19 protein-coding genes and 3 tRNA genes are annotated in these 16,797 nt (G+C 49.6%); 12 read left to right on the top strand and 10 right to left on the bottom strand.

Annotated features, from left to right (window positions below):
• Positions 1 to 55: 55 nt before the first annotated feature.
• The 8 genes from ACWAU0_RS02580 to aqpZ form a co-directional block, all read right to left on the bottom strand.
• A tRNA-Gly gene (locus tag ACWAU0_RS02580) sits at positions 56 to 131 on the bottom strand.
• A gap of 12 nt (positions 132 to 143) precedes the next feature.
• Positions 144 to 217, bottom strand: a tRNA-Cys gene (locus tag ACWAU0_RS02575).
• A 48-nt stretch (positions 218 to 265) separates the two neighbouring features.
• Positions 266 to 341 (bottom strand) — tRNA-Gly (locus ACWAU0_RS02570).
• A gap of 50 nt (positions 342 to 391) precedes the next feature.
• Complete coding sequence (locus ACWAU0_RS02565; RefSeq protein WP_033157127.1) at positions 392 to 937, bottom strand: hypothetical protein; 546 nt, start codon at positions 935 to 937, stop codon at positions 392 to 394.
• A gap of 467 nt (positions 938 to 1,404) precedes the next feature.
• Entirely contained in the window at positions 1,405 to 2,007 is a 603-nt protein-coding gene (locus tag ACWAU0_RS02560) for a hypothetical protein (protein WP_458138216.1), read from the bottom strand.
• 17 nt (positions 2,008 to 2,024) lie between these two features.
• Entirely contained in the window at positions 2,025 to 2,795 is a 771-nt protein-coding gene (locus tag ACWAU0_RS02555; protein WP_458138215.1) for a hypothetical protein, read from the bottom strand.
• A gap of 223 nt (positions 2,796 to 3,018) precedes the next feature.
• Positions 3,019 to 3,273 carry a hypothetical protein gene (locus tag ACWAU0_RS02550; RefSeq protein ID WP_458138214.1) on the bottom strand — a complete coding sequence of 85 codons (255 nt, stop codon included), beginning with the start codon at positions 3,271 to 3,273 and terminating at the stop codon, positions 3,019 to 3,021.
• A gap of 176 nt (positions 3,274 to 3,449) precedes the next feature.
• Positions 3,450 to 4,139, bottom strand: a complete 690-nt coding sequence (aqpZ, locus tag ACWAU0_RS02545) for an aquaporin Z (protein ID WP_458138213.1) — start codon at positions 4,137 to 4,139, stop codon at positions 3,450 to 3,452.
• A gap of 301 nt (positions 4,140 to 4,440) precedes the next feature.
• Here aqpZ and ACWAU0_RS02540 point away from each other — a divergent pair, with 301 nt between their 5' ends.
• The 12 genes from ACWAU0_RS02540 (at position 4,441) to ACWAU0_RS02485 (ending at position 15,060) form a co-directional block, all read left to right on the top strand.
• On the top strand, positions 4,441 to 5,247 hold the full coding sequence (locus ACWAU0_RS02540) for an NAD(+)--dinitrogen-reductase ADP-D-ribosyltransferase (protein ID WP_458138212.1): 807 nt from the start codon (positions 4,441 to 4,443) through the stop codon (positions 5,245 to 5,247).
• The gene (draG, locus tag ACWAU0_RS02535; protein ID WP_458138211.1) at positions 5,244 to 6,119 is read left to right on the top strand and encodes an ADP-ribosyl-[dinitrogen reductase] hydrolase; all 876 of its coding nucleotides are present in this window, start codon (positions 5,244 to 5,246) and stop codon (positions 6,117 to 6,119) included. Before ACWAU0_RS02540 ends, draG begins: the two co-directional genes overlap by 4 nt.
• Before the next feature lie 206 nt (positions 6,120 to 6,325).
• Positions 6,326 to 7,258 carry a hypothetical protein gene (locus ACWAU0_RS02530; RefSeq protein WP_171696428.1) on the top strand — a complete coding sequence of 311 codons (933 nt, stop codon included), beginning with the start codon at positions 6,326 to 6,328 and terminating at the stop codon, positions 7,256 to 7,258.
• A gap of 177 nt (positions 7,259 to 7,435) precedes the next feature.
• Entirely contained in the window at positions 7,436 to 7,669 is a 234-nt protein-coding gene (acpP, locus tag ACWAU0_RS02525) for an acyl carrier protein (protein WP_013820083.1), read from the top strand.
• A 90-nt stretch (positions 7,670 to 7,759) separates the two neighbouring features.
• Complete coding sequence (fabF, locus tag ACWAU0_RS02520; protein ID WP_458138210.1) at positions 7,760 to 9,004, top strand: beta-ketoacyl-ACP synthase II; 1,245 nt, start codon at positions 7,760 to 7,762, stop codon at positions 9,002 to 9,004.
• 27 nt (positions 9,005 to 9,031) lie between these two features.
• On the top strand, positions 9,032 to 9,853 hold the full coding sequence (gene pabC, locus ACWAU0_RS02515; RefSeq protein WP_458138209.1) for an aminodeoxychorismate lyase: 822 nt from the start codon (positions 9,032 to 9,034) through the stop codon (positions 9,851 to 9,853).
• A gap of 2 nt (positions 9,854 to 9,855) precedes the next feature.
• Positions 9,856 to 10,845, top strand: coding sequence for an endolytic transglycosylase MltG (gene mltG / locus ACWAU0_RS02510; protein WP_308441626.1), 990 nt, complete (start codon positions 9,856 to 9,858; stop codon positions 10,843 to 10,845).
• Positions 10,842 to 11,468 (top strand): dTMP kinase, encoded by a 627-nt coding sequence (tmk, locus tag ACWAU0_RS02505; RefSeq protein WP_033157116.1) that lies wholly within the window; start codon positions 10,842 to 10,844, stop codon positions 11,466 to 11,468. Before mltG ends, tmk begins: the two co-directional genes overlap by 4 nt.
• Entirely contained in the window at positions 11,468 to 12,469 is a 1,002-nt protein-coding gene (locus tag ACWAU0_RS02500) for a DNA polymerase III subunit delta' (protein ID WP_458138208.1), read from the top strand. The genes tmk and ACWAU0_RS02500 overlap by 1 nt, the downstream gene beginning before the upstream one ends.
• Before the next feature lie 4 nt (positions 12,470 to 12,473).
• Positions 12,474 to 12,827, top strand: coding sequence for a PilZ domain-containing protein (locus ACWAU0_RS02495; RefSeq protein ID WP_033157114.1), 354 nt, complete (start codon positions 12,474 to 12,476; stop codon positions 12,825 to 12,827).
• A 48-nt stretch (positions 12,828 to 12,875) separates the two neighbouring features.
• Positions 12,876 to 13,676 carry a TatD family hydrolase gene (locus ACWAU0_RS02490; RefSeq protein ID WP_033157113.1) on the top strand — a complete coding sequence of 267 codons (801 nt, stop codon included), beginning with the start codon at positions 12,876 to 12,878 and terminating at the stop codon, positions 13,674 to 13,676.
• Positions 13,677 to 13,926: 250 nt separating this feature from the next.
• On the top strand, positions 13,927 to 15,060 hold the full coding sequence (locus tag ACWAU0_RS02485; protein ID WP_458138207.1) for a methyltransferase: 1,134 nt from the start codon (positions 13,927 to 13,929) through the stop codon (positions 15,058 to 15,060).
• A gap of 1 nt (position 15,061) precedes the next feature.
• Here ACWAU0_RS02485 and ACWAU0_RS02480 read toward each other — a convergent pair whose 3' ends face one another.
• Both ACWAU0_RS02480 and gloB read right to left on the bottom strand, forming a co-directional pair.
• Positions 15,062 to 15,925 (bottom strand): glycosyltransferase family 2 protein, encoded by an 864-nt coding sequence (locus tag ACWAU0_RS02480; RefSeq protein WP_171696422.1) that lies wholly within the window; start codon positions 15,923 to 15,925, stop codon positions 15,062 to 15,064.
• An 85-nt stretch (positions 15,926 to 16,010) separates the two neighbouring features.
• Positions 16,011 to 16,778, bottom strand: coding sequence for a hydroxyacylglutathione hydrolase (gene gloB / locus ACWAU0_RS02475; RefSeq protein ID WP_458138206.1), 768 nt, complete (start codon positions 16,776 to 16,778; stop codon positions 16,011 to 16,013).
• Positions 16,779 to 16,797: the final 19 nt, after the last annotated feature.

Here is a 16,797-nt window from a genome sequence, read left to right as displayed (position 1 = left end):
TGGTTTGCTTATCTTCAGGCAATAAAAAGCCGCGATAAATCGCGGCTTTTAAATTTGGAGCGGGAAACGAGACTCGAACTCGCGACCCCGACCTTGGCAAGGTCGTGCTCTACCAACTGAGCTATTCCCGCAAAATATAGTAATGGAGGCTGCGACCGGAATCGAACCGGTATATACGGCTTTGCAGGCCGCTGCATAACCATTTTGCTACGCAGCCTTTATAAGGACAATAAAAAAGCCGCGATTTGCCGCGGCTTTTCAAATTTGGAGCGGGAAACGAGACTCGAACTCGCGACCCCGACCTTGGCAAGGTCGTGCTCTACCAACTGAGCTATTCCCGCTTGGCTTACTATCCTGAGTATTATAAAAAGATATTTTTTTGTGTCAACAGTTATTGCAGGTTTATTGCCGAAGTCCAGGCTTTTCGGCCTTGGCATTCGCCGGATTCAGTGATCTCAACTTCCGCCCACAGAACATTTTTGTCGGTGGTGTCAGCTTGAGATTGAATCAGTTTTACAGGAGTGTTAAGCGGCATGTGTTTGCAAGCGCCGTCGCGGTCATTTTCTTCGGTATCATCGTAAGCGGCCATGGAGCCGGGAACGGAGACCAATCTTACAGTTGCATTTGGGTCATAAGTGTTGGGGCTTTTCAACACGTAGTTCTGACCGGGAACCATGGCTTTGGCTTGGTGAACAGGCAATTTGGCATCGGAGCCACCACCAAAAATCAAGGCGACCAAGACCAGCGCCGCAGCGCCCACGCCGCCAAAAAATACTTTAGGATTGGATTCTTTCAGTGCCAACAGGTTGGCGACAATATTCCCGGCCGCATCTTTTGCCGCTACGGCGGAATCAGCGGCTGAACTTGTTTCCGGTTGCTTAGGCTCTTCAGCTTGATTTTGGGCTTCAGTCTCGTTGTTGTTTTCGTCAAGGCTCATGCGATGTTTCCTCTTAAGCTAGTTATTATTATGGTTAAGTGGTTAAAGTTACCACGCCGTTCGAACATTTCAAGCATTCATTTTTTTAGTCATTTGGTCGTATCTTAAGGGGAACTGTAGCAAAAATGAACAGGCTGGGATAAAAAAGCTAATTGGATCGCTGGTTTGCTGTCTTTGCATGGGGTTGGTCGATGTGATTGTCCTGTTCGGAGTTACCGGTTTATATCTGCATTCTTTGACAGTGCTTGTTGTGGTACTCGGGGTTGTGATGATAGGAGTCAGATCTTTTTTGGTCCGATCATGAATGCGATTTTTGCTTTGACTTGTTTTTTTGGAGGCTATCTCGAGGGTGTGTTTTTTGACTAATCGGGAGTTGGCTAAGGTTGTGGAGGCGGAAGATTACGATGGACTGGTTAATCCATCAATCTCGGAGGAAAACTGGTTTTCCTCCAAACCAATCTGCGGTCCTATTTCGATACCCAAGTTTCACCTTTTGCTTCTTCAATGCTTTTTCTAAAAAGGCTCAAAATATATTGTTTGTAAGTGTCGTTTTTCCAATCCACATCCATCGTTGATACCGCGCTTATCCATACATCCTTATTTGGTCTGTTGTAAAACCAATAGAATTCATTATCAAAGATCATGTTTTTAATCTTCTTTGGATAGATTTTAATTCGCTGAAGAATTTTGGTGTCCTGTTCCGGAGAGTTATAAAAATACAAGGATATAATGCCGCCATAGCAAGTAAAATTTGCCAGGTTTTCATCTTTGGAAAGACAGGATTTTTCAATAATATTTAGTGTTGTTTCTAAGGCATGAGAGGAAGAAATGGATTGGAGTGTTTTTTTTCCTTCTGTAACCTCGTTATAAGCTTTCAAACATTGCGTGTCATTATATTGAATGCATCTATTTAAAATGTCTAATGTTTTAGGAAAGTCCAGGCCAAATTTGGCGAGATATATTTGCTCAAAGGATTTTGGTAAAAGAAGTTCAAGATTTTTTTGTTCGGTATTTACAGCATCGCAGCTGAAGCTAAGTATTAAAAGCAGCGCGAAAATGATGGTTTTCACAAGGACTGTTATATACATTATTTGTATTCCGTCCAGTCTGGGTTACCGAGTGAAGTGGGTGTTTTTTCAATTCGTTCCATTATATTTGTTATGTTAGATGGAGTATCGACAACGCCAAAATCGATTTTATTTTTTGCCCCCGCGCTAGCTACGCCGAAAACTCCATTCCAGGTTTTTGCGAAGCCTTCGGTATAGCATCCATAAAATTTTGAAACCTGCTTGGGTTTTTTGATGAACTTCTTAACTAGGGCGCTATTTTTTAAAATATCTGCTTTATATATCATATCAGTAGCAAAGGCAGCCGCTTGACATGCCGAATTATGAGTAAGCGCTAGCATTAATCCATCCCCGCTAGCATGTCCGCTATACCAAACCCGGCTAATAGAGTTATCGCTCAGTGATAGCAGATAGCTCCAAAAGTCTTCTGGTTGATTAATTCCTTTGTATTGAATGCTGTAGGTTTTAGCAATAGTTTGAATTTTATTTATATAGCTGGTGCCGCCCGCTGCTATTAATTTATCTGTTGCCATTTTTCGGATACTGTGTAAGTTATATCCGTCATCCTCCTTTTCTTCGGCTTTGGTGATAACTGAGTCAGCTTCCCATCTTTTTTTATAAGGCGGCTCGTATAATACCCAATGAATCAACTCCTTGGGTTGTTTATTGTACAAGTTCTTCATCGCAGCCAACTGTAATGGCACAATATAATTTGACCAACGCTGGTCATGAGCTTTATCACAACCCATAAATAAACCTGGGCCGCCAATCAATATAACAAAGTTTTCCATTTTACTTTTCCAATATTATTTGAGTGTTATTTTGTGCAGTGTATGTAGCAAGTAATGATGCAGTGTCTGTGCATCGCCCTAACCAGGGTGATATACAAGGCAGGTTCGAGTCGCCTGCTCAAATACGCTTTGTTATTGAAGCTCTTCCGGGTGGAAGTAGAAATATTCAAAGCGGGGCGTTTTTTACCTTATTTAATTCGAATCTAAAAACCGGGTATTTCCCTTAAAGCGCCACAGAAACGCATTGAAAGCTTTTCTTGTCCTCGCTCCCGTCGCTTAGCAGTATGATCTGGTTTTCATTATTCGGAAAAAAGAACGCGGCTTGGATATTCAGCTCTTCGAGATCGGCGGGATTTCGCGTCAGATGGTCGAGCACGCTTAGTTCGTTGTCTTCGTCGTCCGCAGTGATGAAGTAGCCGTCATTTAGCGCAATTGCGCCGGATACATTTGATCGGCCTTTGTAGATTTTTGTATCCATATCAGAATCGCTGGCGAAATGTTGATTTCAAGATAGCTGGCCGGCTGGCGATGCCTGATTAATCCGGCCCTAATATTGTCACTGACGCGCAGCAGGTAGCCCTGTTGCCAAAATGGATTCCCGCTTTCGCGGGAATGACGAAGGCTTGCTGAACCGCGCTGAAGTAAGCTCGGGGGTTACTCGTCCGGGCTGCTGATAAAGCGATAAATCAATGCGCCCAAAACCGCGCCAATAATCGGCGCCAGCCAGAACAGCCAAAGTTGTGCCAAGGCCCAATCGCCGACATAAACCGCCACACCCAGACTGCGGGCCGGATTGACCGAAGTGTTGGTGACCGGAATGCTGATCAAGTGAATTAAGGTCAGGCCCAAACCAATCGCGATAGGTGCCAGGCCGGCCGGGGCTCGGGTATCGGTGGCGCCGAGGATGATCAGTAAAAACATCATCGTCATGACCACTTCGGTAATCAACGCGGAGAGCAGGGAATAGCCGCCCGGCGAATGTTCGCCGTAACCGTTGGAGGCAAAACCTGCGGACACATCGAAACCGGCCTTGCCGCTGGCGATTAAATACAACACGCCGCCGGCGGCAATCGCGCCGATCACTTGCGAAACGATGTAAGGCAACAATTGATTGGCCGGAAAGCGGCCGCCCATCCACAAACCAACCGATACGGCCGGATTGAGGTGGCAACCCGATATATGGCCGATGGCATAGGCCATGGTCAGCACCGTCAAGCCGAACGCCAGCGAAACGCCAAGCAAGCCGATGCCCACATTCGGAAATGCGGCGGCTAATACCGCACTACCGCAGCCACCAAGAACCAACCAAAATGTCCCGAAGGACTCGGCTACATACTTTTTCATATGACTCTCCCGTGTGTTGTTATAGTTTTGCCTGTTATTGACCACTTATTTTTTGTTTAATAATCAATCGGCTAGCGCACTGTATTCCGGGTCTTTGTGTGATGTCAATCACAAAAAACGGCTAGATTCTTGCTTGGCGCTTGCTATTTTCAGCTAGCTACCCGGTTGCGTGGAATCGCGAGTGTTTTGTGGCACCGGCAATTCCGGAAGAATAGTTCGGGAAAGTTTATTTCGTATGGCTAATTTCCCTATTCGATGTGAGAATTAGGGCTTATCTGATTGCTCGACATTCTTCCACCTCGTGCCCGATATTTCCCAATACAGCCACAGCACCAATTTGATCGGCATGGCGACGGCTTGCGTGGCTAGCCATCTGTTTAACGACTATCCCAAACCTCTGCACATCGCTGGCACCCGCGAGTCGGCGCCGGGGTTGTTCGAGCAGTTGGCCGGCCAAACTACCTTGGCCGAATGTGGGCGCATATTTCAAGACTATATGTGCGTGGTATTCGGCTTCGAAACCGAGCAGCGTTTGCGCGACGATGCCGAGGGTAGGCGGCGTTATCGCAATAGCTATTTACGCTTGATTCAGGATTGGGGCTTGGATTCCAACAATGCGCAGGGGGCGGTGCTGAAGGGCTGGGTGGAGAGCCGCTTCGGTTTGTTTCCCAATTATCACAAGCACCAGCTCAATAGTTTTGTCAGCAAGGACTGGATAACCTACATCGAAGAAAAGATGAACAGCCGCTATCACAACAATTGCATCTACATGCAGCTGGATTTGCTGTACGAGTTTTGCCAGTGGGTGATCGAGCGTTTCCAGGTGCCGGCTGCCACTCACAAAATACTGTATCGCGGCGTCAATGCCTTGGACGATTGGGTCGTTACCGAGCAAGATAAGCAGCACAAGATCGTCCGCTTCAATAGTATCGTCTCGTTTACCGACCGCAGCACCATCGCCAGCGAATTTGGCGGGTATGTATTGGAAGTGGCGGTGCCGATGGTGAAACTGGTGTTTTTTAACGACTTGCTGCCGCACCACGCCTTGCGCGGTGAAGCCGAGTATTTGGTGATAGGCGGCGACTACCGCGTCAAGGTATTGCGATGAACGAGCAGTTAATGAATCGGGCCCTGGGTGCTTACCTGGGTTTTGCTTGCGGTGACGCATTGGGGGCGACGGTGGAGTTCATGTCGCCCAGGCAAATTCAACGGCGTTACGGCGTGCACACCGAAATGATAGGCGGCGGCTGGCTGGGTTTGGAGCCGGGGCAGGTGACAGACGATACGCAAATGTCGCTGGCCTTGGGGCGAGCCATCATTGAGCATCAAGGTTGGAATTTGAAGTCTGTGGCCGACAATTTTCTCGCCTGGCTGGAAAGCGATCCGCCGGATGTGGGCAATACTTGCCGACGCGGCATCGTGCGGTATCGTGATGAAGGTGTATTGATGGGGTTGCCGCGTGAAGATGGCGCCGGTAACGGCGCCTGTATGCGTAATTTGCCGGTGGTGTTGGCGACGCTAAATCGGCCGGGTGATTTTGAATTATGGAGTCTGGAGCAGAGCCACATCACCCACCATAATCCATTGTCCGACGCTGCTACGCTGGCATTGGGTCGAATGACTAACCGGTTGATTCATGGACAACCTGTTGAAGCCTGTTTACTGGAGGCCAAACGCTTGATCAACCAATACAGCGAATTTGCCTACCACCCTTATCCGAGTAAAGCCTCGGCCTACATCGTCGATACCACACAGACGGTGCTGCATTATTTCTTCAATACCGATAATTTCGAATCCTGCCTGATTGCTACCGTGAATCAGGGCGGCGATGCGGATACGACGGGGGCCTTGGCCGGGATGTTGGCAGGGGCCAAATATGGATTGGCGCAGATTCCGGGACGGTGGTTGGGCCAATTGGATAGTCGGGTGGGTGCAGAAATACGCGGGCAGGTAGCGGCACTTATCAAGATAAATAACTGATAAGCACGCCAGCGATTTTTGTGTCATTAGATATGCAGATGGCTTGTCGTTAACCAAGTTAGTAAGGTTATGTGGATAGTAAGCTGATTTCCGGTCCAGGCCGGGGATTGTTGTCGGCTCAGAACAAGCTGGTTGGGTGCGTTATTTCCTGATTCGCGGCAATCGGCCTAGAATAGCCGGTTCATATCTACTGTCATTGGTCATCGATGAAAGATAAATCGTTTACTTTCGAACAAATTCATATCGAAGTCGCCCGCAATGCATCTGACGATTTCAACTTGTTTCACGACAAGCATAAATGGCTGCAGGTCACGCACAATCCGTTTAAAGGCCCGATCGTGCTGGGCTTTCAGTTAAATACTTTGATCGAATATCAGATGCGCTTATACCGGGAGGCGCATCACGAAGACCAGATTATCGCCGACAATCAGCTGCGTTTTAGTAATTATCAGATCATCTTTGTTAATGCCTTGCGGCCGCGGCAAGAGATGACGCTGGATATTAAAAAGACCTTGATTGCGACAATACCCGAGCTGACTTTGACCAATCGCATAGCGATCAAGTCGCAAGGCAAAACCATTTTGCTGGGGTATAAAAAAGAAACCAAACAGCCTTTGTTTTTAGCGGATACTGATTTAAGCGGCCTGCCGGATTTGAATGCGTTACCCGATAAAACTGTGGTGCCCGGCACCGAGTTTTTTTTAAAGCGCAAGTGGATGAATAACGGCAACGTCAAGAACTTTCTGTCGGGTTCGTTTGCGGAACAGTCGGATTATTTCGACGAGTTGTTGCAGGTGGCGCAGTATCCGGAAGTGTTTCCCTGCAGTTTGACGTCCGGCGCGTTGTTGGAGAAGGCGCAGTTGGAAAACCACGACTTCAAACGCAATCCGATGGTATACACCTCTCACGACATTTCAGTGGATCGCGTGCATCTGGCGACTTTGAAAAACAACGACAAGCTGCATATTCTGGTCAAGCAACTGCCGGAGTCCCCGGATAAAACCCTGAATCACACCAGTATCATGCTGCGTACCTACGAATGTTTTGGCGTGTTGGAGAACCAGGCGGTTTTGTTCCGGATCAAACTGAATTTGGTGCCGTTGGAAGAAATTATTAAAAATTTGAGCGGGAAAACATAGCCTCAGGCCGCGAATCGCCTAGTCGCGGGCGAATGTTGTGAATTTTTTGGAACATAAAGTATAATCCGCGCTGTCGTTAGGCAAGGCCAGTGACGAGATTGCAAATTCAATTAATACAACACTAAAGATAAGGTAAGTGCTCGCAGTCAGGCATTTGCATTGTTCGAGGAAAAAAATATGAGTAATATCGAAGAACGAGTAAAAAAGATTGTCGCAGAACAATTAGGCGTAAAAGAAGAAATCGCGAACGATGCGTCTTTTGTTGACGATCTTGGTGCTGATTCTTTAGACACAGTTGAACTCGTCATGGCTCTGGAAGAAGAATTCGAATGCGAAATTCCAGACGAAGAAGCTGAAAAAATCACCACAGTCCAATTGGCTATCGATTACATCAACGCCAATCTGCAGTAAGTTGTTTCCAAAAGTTAGTGGGTGCTTGCCATCCACTAGCCGGTTTATCTCCCTTCTCTGGTTGTCTTCTTTTTTTACCGGTAGTTTACTGTGAGCACACGTCGAGTTGTTATAACGGGCTTAGGCGCCATTACGCCGTTAGCCAATAATGTTGCCGATACCTGGGATGGCATTGTCAACGGGAAGAGCGGCATTAGTCCGATCGATTCATTTGACATATCCCCTTTTGCAACGACGTTCGGCGGTGTCATCAGAAATTTCAATATCGGCGACTATATTGCCGAGAAGGATGCCAAGCGCATGGACGGTTTCGTGCATTACGGCATTGCAGCGGGCTGCCAGGCGATTGAGGATTCCGGTTTTGAAGTCACCGAAGAAAATGCCGAGCGGATCGGTGTGGCTATCGGCGCCGGCATCGGCGGCATTACCGGTATTGAAGAATGTTATGCCACCTACGTGGCCGGCGGACCAAGACGGATTTCGCCTTTCTTTGTGCCGGGCAACATCATTAATATGATTTCCGGTAATCTGTCGATCAAATATGGTTTGAAAGGCCCCAACTTTGCCATCGTCACCGCCTGTTCGACGGGTACGCATAATATTGGCGACGCGGCAAGGCTGATCAAATACGGCGATGCCGATGTGATGGTGGCCGGCGGTGCAGAGCGCTGCACGACCTCGCCGACCGCGATGGGAGGATTTGCTTCGGCAAAAGCCTTGTCGCGCCGTAATGACAGCCCTACCACTGCTAGCCGACCCTGGGACCGTGACCGTGACGGTTTCGTACTCAGCGACGGCGCCGGTGTAGTAGTCCTGGAAGAACTGGAGCATGCCAAGGCGCGCGGGGCGAAAATTTACGCGGAGCTGGTTGGCTACGGCATGAGTGGCGACGCATACCATATTACCTCGCCGTCTGAAGGTGGCGAAGGCGCTGCGCGTTGTATGCGCAACGCGATGCGTGATGCTAAAGTTAATCCTGAAGACGTGCACTACATTAATGCCCACGGCACCTCGACGCCGGCTGGGGATATTGGTGAAACGCATGCCATGAAGTTGGCGCTAGGCGATCACGCTTATAAATTGGCCGTCAGTTCCACCAAGTCGATGATCGGTCATTTGCTAGGCGCGGCGGGTGGCATCGAAGCGGTATTGACGGCATTGGCTATCCAGCACCAAATCGCACCACCCACCATCAATTTGGAAAATCCCGATCCTGAGTGCGATCTGGATTACGTCCCGAATATCGCCAGAAACATGCAGATCGATGTCGCTATTTCCAACTCGTTTGGCTTTGGCGGTACCAATGGCTCTCTGGTTTTCAAACGTTACCAATAAGCGCTTCCGCTTCCGCAGTGTCTGGCTATGTTTTTATTAAACGGCGAGCACAGACACTGTGTCGATGTTTCTGACCGAGGTTTTCAATACGGCGACGGTCTGTTTGAGACCATCGAAGTCTTGCAGGGCAAGCCGCTGTTTTTTGACCGGCACCTAAAACGCTTGGCCGAAGGCTGTCGGCGATTGCTGATCCCGATGCCGGATAGCGCCTTGCTTGATGCTGAAGCCCGGCAATTGAGCAAATCCAGCGAGCGGGCCGTGCTGAAGTTGATCGTGACGCGCGGCAGCGGTGGTCGCGGTTACCGGCAGCCAGAGCAAGTTATCCCTACCAGGCTGTTCAGCCTACATCCTTACCCCGATTATCCCCTTCAGTTCCAAACAGATGGCATCGCCGCGCGTTTTTGCGAGCAGCGTTTGTCTTTGAATCCGAGCTTGGCCGGTATCAAACACATGAATCGACTCGAGCAAATTTTAGCCAGAGCGGAATGGCAAGATGATTCAATTCAAGAGGGTTTGATGTTGGATACTCAAGACCGGGTCGTGGAAGGCACGATGAGTAATCTATTCATCGTCAAGTCAGGCAGTTTATACACGCCGCCGCTAGGGCAATGTGGTGTTGCGGGTATTGTGCGGCAGTTGATTATGGCGTTCGCGCAGTGCAGCAAGCTACCGTTGTTTGAGCAAGCAATCGATCAAACTGCCGTTTTGCAGGCTGACGAGCTATTTGTCAGCAACTCGGTAATCGGTATCTGGCCGATTAAACGGCTGGAAGCGCAAGTTTTTAGTGTCGGCGCCATCACCCGGCGCTTGCAAGACTTGCTCAACGCAGCCCGCATGGCAGAGGTATAGCAGTGTTTAGAAGCATTATCGCATTTACATTATTGATGGTATTGGGTTTGGTGTCGATTTGGGCCGGCATGCACTATCAACTGATTCTAAAAAAGCCGGTCGTCATGACCGAAACCGTGATTGAAATTAAAAAAGGCGATACGCTGGAATCGGTGGTGAAAAATCTGCGTGCCCAGCAGGTGACGGTGAATCGCTTATGGTTTCGGTTGTTTGCCTATCGGAAAAATCTCGACCATTTGTTGAAGGTGGGTGAGTATGTGTTAGCGAAAGGTTCTACCGCCGCCGACATTCTGCAACAATTGACCGATGGTAAAACCCGCAAGTATTCGATTACGTTTCCGGAGGGTTGGTCCTTTAAGCAAATGTTCAATACCATCAAAAACAACCCCAACCTGCAACACACGCTGACCGATAACCAATTGGAAGACCTGATGGCGCAAATCGGTTCGGATAAGAATCATCCGGAGGGTTTGTTTTTTCCCGACACCTATTTCTTTGAAAAAAATACCTCCGATGTCGATTTGCTTAAGCGTGCGCATGATCGCATGCAAGCGGTGTTGAACGAAGAATGGCAAAAACGCGATGACGGCGTGCCCTTGGAAAACCCTTACGAGGCGTTGATTTTGGCGTCTATTGTCGAAAAAGAGACCGGCGCCGGCGAAGAGCGCAGAAAGATCGCCGGGGTATTTGCGCGGCGTTTAAAGAAAGGCATGTTGTTGCAAACCGATCCTACCGTCATTTATGGCATGGGCGACGATTACCATGGCGATATCCGGCATAAAGATTTGCGCGAACCCACACCCTACAACACCTATATCATCGAAGGCCTGCCGCCCACACCGATTGCAATGCCGGGCAAGCAGGCGATAGTAGCCGCCTTGCACCCGGATAATAGTGATGCTTTGTTTTTTGTCGCCCGCGGCAATGGCCGCCATGCGTTTTCTTCGACCTTGGCTGAACACGAAAAATACGTCGATCAATATCAACGATGACACACGGACGATTTATTACGCTGGAAGGTGGAGAAGGCGTTGGCAAGTCCACCAATCTGCAATTTATCAAACAGCTGCTGGAAGAACGAGGCATCCCGTTGGTACTGACCCGCGAGCCGGGTGGTACCGGCATTGCCGAAAAGATTCGCGGGATTTTGTTGGAACGGCAAGCGGAAAGTTTGACCGAGCAAGCCGAGTTGTTGTTGGTGTTCGCGGCTCGCGCTCAACATATTCAACAAGTGATCTTGCCGGCGTTGCAGCAAGGGCAGTGGGTGGTGTGCGACCGTTTCACTGACGCTACTTATGCGTACCAGGGCGGAGGCCGCCATATGGATCTACACACCATAGCCTGGCTGGAAAACACCGTGCAGGGCACGCTTCGGCCGGATTTGACCTTTGTCCTCGATGCGCCGATAGAAATCGGCATGCAGCGCGCCAAGCATCGGGGCGAACTGGACCGGTTTGAAACCGAACAGTTAGCGTTTTTCGACCGAGTCCGGCAAGCATATTTGCAACGTGCCGCGACGGATTTGCGTCGTTACAAAATTATCGATGCCAGTTTGCCGCTCAGCGAGGTGCAACAGCAGTTGCGCCTTGAGTTGGCAGGCTTGTGGGCCGATTGATGTCTACCCAAATGCAGGTTTACCCCTGGCAACAGGATAATTGGCGGCAGTTGCACGGTTATATCGAGCAACAACGCATCCCGCAAGCCTTGTTATTTTCAGGTGCGATCGGTCAAGGCAAGCGGGATCTGGCCGGATACTACGCCCGAACTTTGTTGTGCCATGCGCCGCTAACCGATGCGAGTGCGTGTGGTCATTGCGTTGCTTGTAAATTATTCGATGCACAAACCCATCCCGACTTTCTGACGATAGAACCTGACGAACCGGGCAAGGCCATCGGTATCGACAAAATCAGGCAGTTAATCGTCAAGCTGGCGTTGAAGCCGCAATATGACGATGCCTACCGCGTGGTGATTATTCAGCCGGCCGACGCCTTGAATACGGCTTCGGCGAATGCGTTTTTGAAATGTCTGGAAGAGCCGACCGAACGCACGTGTTTGTTGTTGATCAGCGAGCAACCGAGCCGTTTGCCGGCGACGATTCGCAGTCGTTGCCAGAAAGTCGATTGCCTAACCCCCGCCCACGAACTGGCAATCACTTGGTTGCGGCAGCAGCGTGTCGGAGAGCAGGCCGATCTGCTCTTAACTCTGGCCCAAGGCTCGCCGCTATTGGCTCAGCAATACGCCGAACTCAATATGATTCAGCTCCGGCAGCAGTATTTCGACGCCTGGTTGCAAGTGGCACAAGGCAAAGAGAATCTGTTAACCGTCGCCGAATTCTGGCAAAAGCAGGAAAAGATTGATTTGGCCGTGGTGTTACGCTGGATGGCAAGCTGGGTCGCTGATATTGTTAAATGCGCTTACCGGGCGGAATCGCTGGAACTTGCCAATCCGGATCTGAAAAATGCCTTGCAAGCCCTCGCCCAGCGGCTAGAATTGAAACGCCTCTATCGGTTTTACGATAATGTGCTTACCACCAAGTCGCAATTGAACACGCAACTTAATAAACAATTGATGGTCGAGCAGCTATTGATTAGCTGGTCGCAACTGAATAGACACTAAGCGTATGGCAGAATCAGCAGCACCCAGACAAGGTATCCTGTCCTTATCGATCAAGGATAAAAACGCGCTGTATGCGGCGTACATGCCCTTCGTGAAAAATGGCGGCTTGTTCATCCCGACCAAACGCGAGTACGAGATGGGTGAGGAAGTGTTCATGTTGCTGAATTTAATGGACGAAACTGAACGCTTGCCGATTGCCGGTAAAATTATCTGGAAAACGCCGTCCGGCGCGGAAGGCTATCGCGCCGCCGGTATTGGCGTGCAATTCAGTGATCAGGATGGTGGTGCTGCGCGCAATAAAATCGAAACCTATCTGGCCGGTGCATTAGAATCTGATCGCTCCACGCACACCATGTAAACACTTTTGCGGGCGGACTTTGCCGCTTGTCTTTACTTTTCTAAACTCATGTTCATCGACTCCCACTGCCATCTTGATCGTATCGACTTGGCGCCCTACGCTAATGATTTCAATACCTTCATGCAAGCGGCACGCGCGGCCCAGATCAGCCATATGCTGTGTATTGCTATCGATATGGAAGCCTATCCGGCTATGCTGGAGCAAGTCATGCCGTATTCGGACATCTCCTTGTCGGTGGGCGTGCATCCAAATGTTCATGATGGGCGTGAGCCCACGCTGGATGACTTGCTGCAGTTGGCCGATAACGAAAAAGTGATCGCCATTGGTGAGACGGGGCTGGACTATTTTCGTAGCGAGGGCGATTTGGAATGGCAGTTTCAACGGTTTCGCACCCATATCGCCGCCGCCAAGACACTCAACAAGCCTTTAATTATCCATACTCGCGAAGCTGGGCAGGATTCCTTGGATGTGTTGCGGCAAGAAGGCGCGGACCAAGTGGGCGGGATTATCCACTGTTTTACCGAGGATTGGGCTTATGCGGAAAAAGCATTGGATTTGAATTTCTATATCTCTTTTTCGGGCATCGTGACCTTCAAGAACGCGGAAGCCATCAAAGATGTGGCGCGTAAAATACCAGCCGACCGTTTTCTGATTGAAACCGACTCACCGTATCTGGCGCCGGTGCCGTATCGCGGTAAACCGAATTATCCGACCTATGTGCGCTACGTGGCGGAACATATTGCGGATTTGCGCGGAACCTCTGTCGAAGCCATTGCCGAGCAATCGACCGAGAACTTTTATCGCCTGTTTGCCGGATCTTCGGCCGATAAGCTACGTCGGGCTAGCTAAAAAAAACGACCGGGTCCATGTTGCGATGGACCGGCCGTTCGGAGAGGTGGGGTATAACTCTCATTCCCCATAGGGGCGCATACAAGAGTTGCTTGCAGTTTACTGAAGCGACACTGTCCTGAAAATGTGGCATTTTGCCGCGTGGCAAATTGTCGCTGCCCTGGCGGTTAACCTAATTCCTTGAAGTGCCGTCATGACATCTATCTACCTTTTATGCCCTGGGGTATAGCAACTTTATTTTTCTCGGAATATGGATCTGGAATTAGCTAGTCCGCTAGGAGTTTTTCAACTCCAGCGCTTACCTTTTCGCAAAAATGAACTGCTGCGGGCTTGGGATGCTGCTGACGAATATCTGTTAAATCACCTGGCTGCCGCAGGCATTGCCGAGCATGGCAGTATCGTCATCCTCAATGACAGCTTCGGTGCGTTGGCAGTTTCGCTAAGCGCTTACCGGCCAACCGCTATGTCCGATTCCTGGCTTTCGCAGCAGGCGACACGTATTAATCTGGCATTGAATCGCATAGACCACGAGCGAGTGCGCTTGTTGGATAGCCTGTCGCTACCGGAAGCGGACATTGATTACCTACTGATTAAAATCCCCAAAACCATGGCTTTGCTGGAGTATCAATTGCATAGGCTTAAACCGTTGTTGAAGGCTGATTGTCGGGTAATCGCTGCCGGTATGGTAAAGACCTTACCGCCAAACACCTGGAAATTGCTGGAGCGCTTGGTCGGGCCCACGCAGCCCTCTTTGGCGGTGAAAAAAGCTAGACTGATTTTTGCCAGTGTGGATCAAAATCTGCAACTGCCGGAAAACCCTTATCCCACGCGCTATCAGTTGGAGAATAGCGATCTTTCGGTCTGCAATCACGCCAACGTATTTTCTCGCGATAGCCTGGATATAGGCACCCGTTTTTTATTGGAGCATCTGCCGCAAAACTCCGAGTACCGAGATTTTATCGATTTGGGTTGTGGTAACGGCATCGTCGGCGTGATGTTGGCAAAACAAAACCCAAATGCGCGAATAGGGTTTATCGACGAATCGTTTATGGCTATCGCCTCGGCCAAAGAAAATTTTGCGGCGGCTTTTGCCGATAGTCGGCAGGCCGATTTTTTAGTTGCCGACTGTTTGAGCGATTACCCGGAGAACAGTGCAGACTGCATAGTCTGTAACCCGCCGTTCCATCAACAGCACACCATAGGCGATCATATTGCCTGGCAGATGTTCCGGCAGGCACATAAGGTCTTGCGTAAGGGCGGTGAGTTACGGGTAATCGGTAATCGCCATTTGAACTATCATCTGGCGCTAAAGAAATTATTCGGCAATTGCCGGCAGGTGGCTGCAAATGCCAAGTTCGTGATTTTCAGCAGCGTGAAGGTTTGAGTTATTCGATATTTTTATAATGTAAGGATGAAATCTGTTCGGAAACGATGCCGATCAGAAAGATAAACAAGGACGACAAAAACAGTACCGCGCTCATATTGGTAAATCGGTTTTCGGTAAAATAAGTGTAGCCGTAATAGCCGGCGCCCAAGCTAAATACTATGCTGCTGATGGGTAAAAACAGCCGCATGGGTGAGAACAGCACCCCAATCCGTAAGATAATAATAAAAAATCGAAAACCGTCATGCATCAGCCGGATATGGCTTTTGCCGCTGCGTTTGCCGGCGTGGATAGGAATGTAGGCTACCGGGAAGCCGGAACGAAAAAACGCCATTGTGCTGGTGGTCGGATAAGAAAAACCGTTGGGTAAGAGGTAAAGAAATTTGCGGAATTTGTTGGCTCGGGCCGCACGAAATCCGGACGTAAGATCTTCTATTTTGTGCCCGGTCATCACTGATGCCAGCTTATTGTAGAACTTATTCGCCAGACGTCGGAATAATGAGGCATGGCTACCGGCGTTTCGGGCACCGACCACCATATCGTAGCCGTCGTTCAGTTTGTTAAGCAACGCCGGAATGTCGCCGGGGTCGTGTTGGCCATCGGCATCCATAAACACCAAAATATCGTTTTTTGCATGTCTGGCTCCGGTTTTAATCGCCGCACCGTTGCCCATGCTGTAAGGATGATCAATCACTGTGACACCGGCCGCGCGAGCGATGGCGGCAGTATCGTCCGTCGAGCCATCGTTTATCAGCAGAATCTCCGCATCAGGGTACAGCAGATGTAACATCGGTAAAAAGGACGGCAGATTTCTAGACTCGTTTTTCGCGGGGATGACGATGCTGATCGAGGGGATGTTATTCATGAAAATCCAAAGGTTGGCAAGGAAACATGCCGAAATGTGGACAACAGTCTAGCAGAATTAAAGGGTATCGACAGCTGGGGTCGATTTATCGAAACTGGTCTTTCAATAGGCGTAATTGCCTGAAAACCGCCAAGTCGGATTGGTCTGTCATGCCGATATTATTGCGAATACCTAGATCATCTGCCCTAAAAAAAGGGTTAGTTGCTAGTTCCAGGCCGATAGTCGAAGGAAGGGTGGGGCGGTTTTGTTGACGAAGTTCGGCGACTTGATCGATCCGCTGCCGTAGCTGCGGATTATCGGCATCGACTGACAGCGCAAAGCGGCCATTCGCGGCGGTATATTCGTGCGCGCAGTAGACGCGGGTTTCGGCCGGCAAGGCTTTCAGGTTTTCCAACGAATACCACATCTGTTCGGCGCTGCCTTCGAACAATCGGCCGCAACCCAGCGAAAACAAAGTGTCGCCGCAAAACAAAGCCTGGCTATCGGCGCTGTAATAAACGATATGCCCTACGGTATGGCCGGGTGTGTCGATGACCTGAAAGCACTGATTGCCGAGTTTAACTACATCCCCGTCGCCGAGCAGTATGTCAATGCCGGGGATACGCGCCTGGTCGGCTGCCGAGCCAACGATCTTGCAGCCGGTTTGCTGCTTGAGTTGTAAATTGGCGCCTGTATGGTCGCTGTGATGATGGGTATTAAAAATGTAATCAAGTTGCCAGCCTTGTTGCTGAAGTGTATCCAGCACCTGCTCGGGAACAGCTGGATCGACCACAGCTGTTTTGCCGCTGTTTGATTCGTGCAGCAGGTAAATATAATTATCGGTTAGGGCTGGGACGATAAGAATACTCAACATGGTATGAAGCCTAGCCTCG

The organism is Methylomonas sp. Uni0009, assembly GCF_054188105.3.
This window is presented reverse-complemented; position numbering and strand designations above follow the sequence as displayed.

Bases quoted from the DNA above. Each gene is read 5' to 3' on its own strand.
- ACWAU0_RS02500 (WP_458138208.1), top strand. From the start codon at position 11,468: ATGTCTACCCAAATGCAGGTTTACCCCTGGCAACAGGATAATTGGCGG.
- ACWAU0_RS02530 (WP_171696428.1), top strand. From the start codon at position 6,326: ATGAAAGATAAATCGTTTACTTTCGAACAAATTCATATCGAAGTCGCC.
- pabC (WP_458138209.1), top strand. From the start codon at position 9,032: ATGTTTTTATTAAACGGCGAGCACAGACACTGTGTCGATGTTTCTGAC.
- ACWAU0_RS02495 (WP_033157114.1), top strand. From the start codon at position 12,474: ATGGCAGAATCAGCAGCACCCAGACAAGGTATCCTGTCCTTATCGATC.
- acpP (WP_013820083.1), top strand. From the start codon at position 7,436: ATGAGTAATATCGAAGAACGAGTAAAAAAGATTGTCGCAGAACAATTA.
- gloB (WP_458138206.1), bottom strand. From the start codon at position 16,778: ATGTTGAGTATTCTTATCGTCCCAGCCCTAACCGATAATTATATTTAC.
- draG (WP_458138211.1), top strand. From the start codon at position 5,244: ATGAACGAGCAGTTAATGAATCGGGCCCTGGGTGCTTACCTGGGTTTT.
- aqpZ (WP_458138213.1), bottom strand. From the start codon at position 4,139: ATGAAAAAGTATGTAGCCGAGTCCTTCGGGACATTTTGGTTGGTTCTT.
- ACWAU0_RS02485 (WP_458138207.1), top strand. From the start codon at position 13,927: ATGGATCTGGAATTAGCTAGTCCGCTAGGAGTTTTTCAACTCCAGCGC.
- ACWAU0_RS02550 (WP_458138214.1), bottom strand. From the start codon at position 3,273: ATGGATACAAAAATCTACAAAGGCCGATCAAATGTATCCGGCGCAATT.
- ACWAU0_RS02480 (WP_171696422.1), bottom strand. From the start codon at position 15,925: ATGAATAACATCCCCTCGATCAGCATCGTCATCCCCGCGAAAAACGAG.
- ACWAU0_RS02565 (WP_033157127.1), bottom strand. From the start codon at position 937: ATGAGCCTTGACGAAAACAACAACGAGACTGAAGCCCAAAATCAAGCT.
- ACWAU0_RS02490 (WP_033157113.1), top strand. From the start codon at position 12,876: ATGTTCATCGACTCCCACTGCCATCTTGATCGTATCGACTTGGCGCCC.
- ACWAU0_RS02555 (WP_458138215.1), bottom strand. From the start codon at position 2,795: ATGGAAAACTTTGTTATATTGATTGGCGGCCCAGGTTTATTTATGGGT.
- tmk (WP_033157116.1), top strand. From the start codon at position 10,842: ATGACACACGGACGATTTATTACGCTGGAAGGTGGAGAAGGCGTTGGC.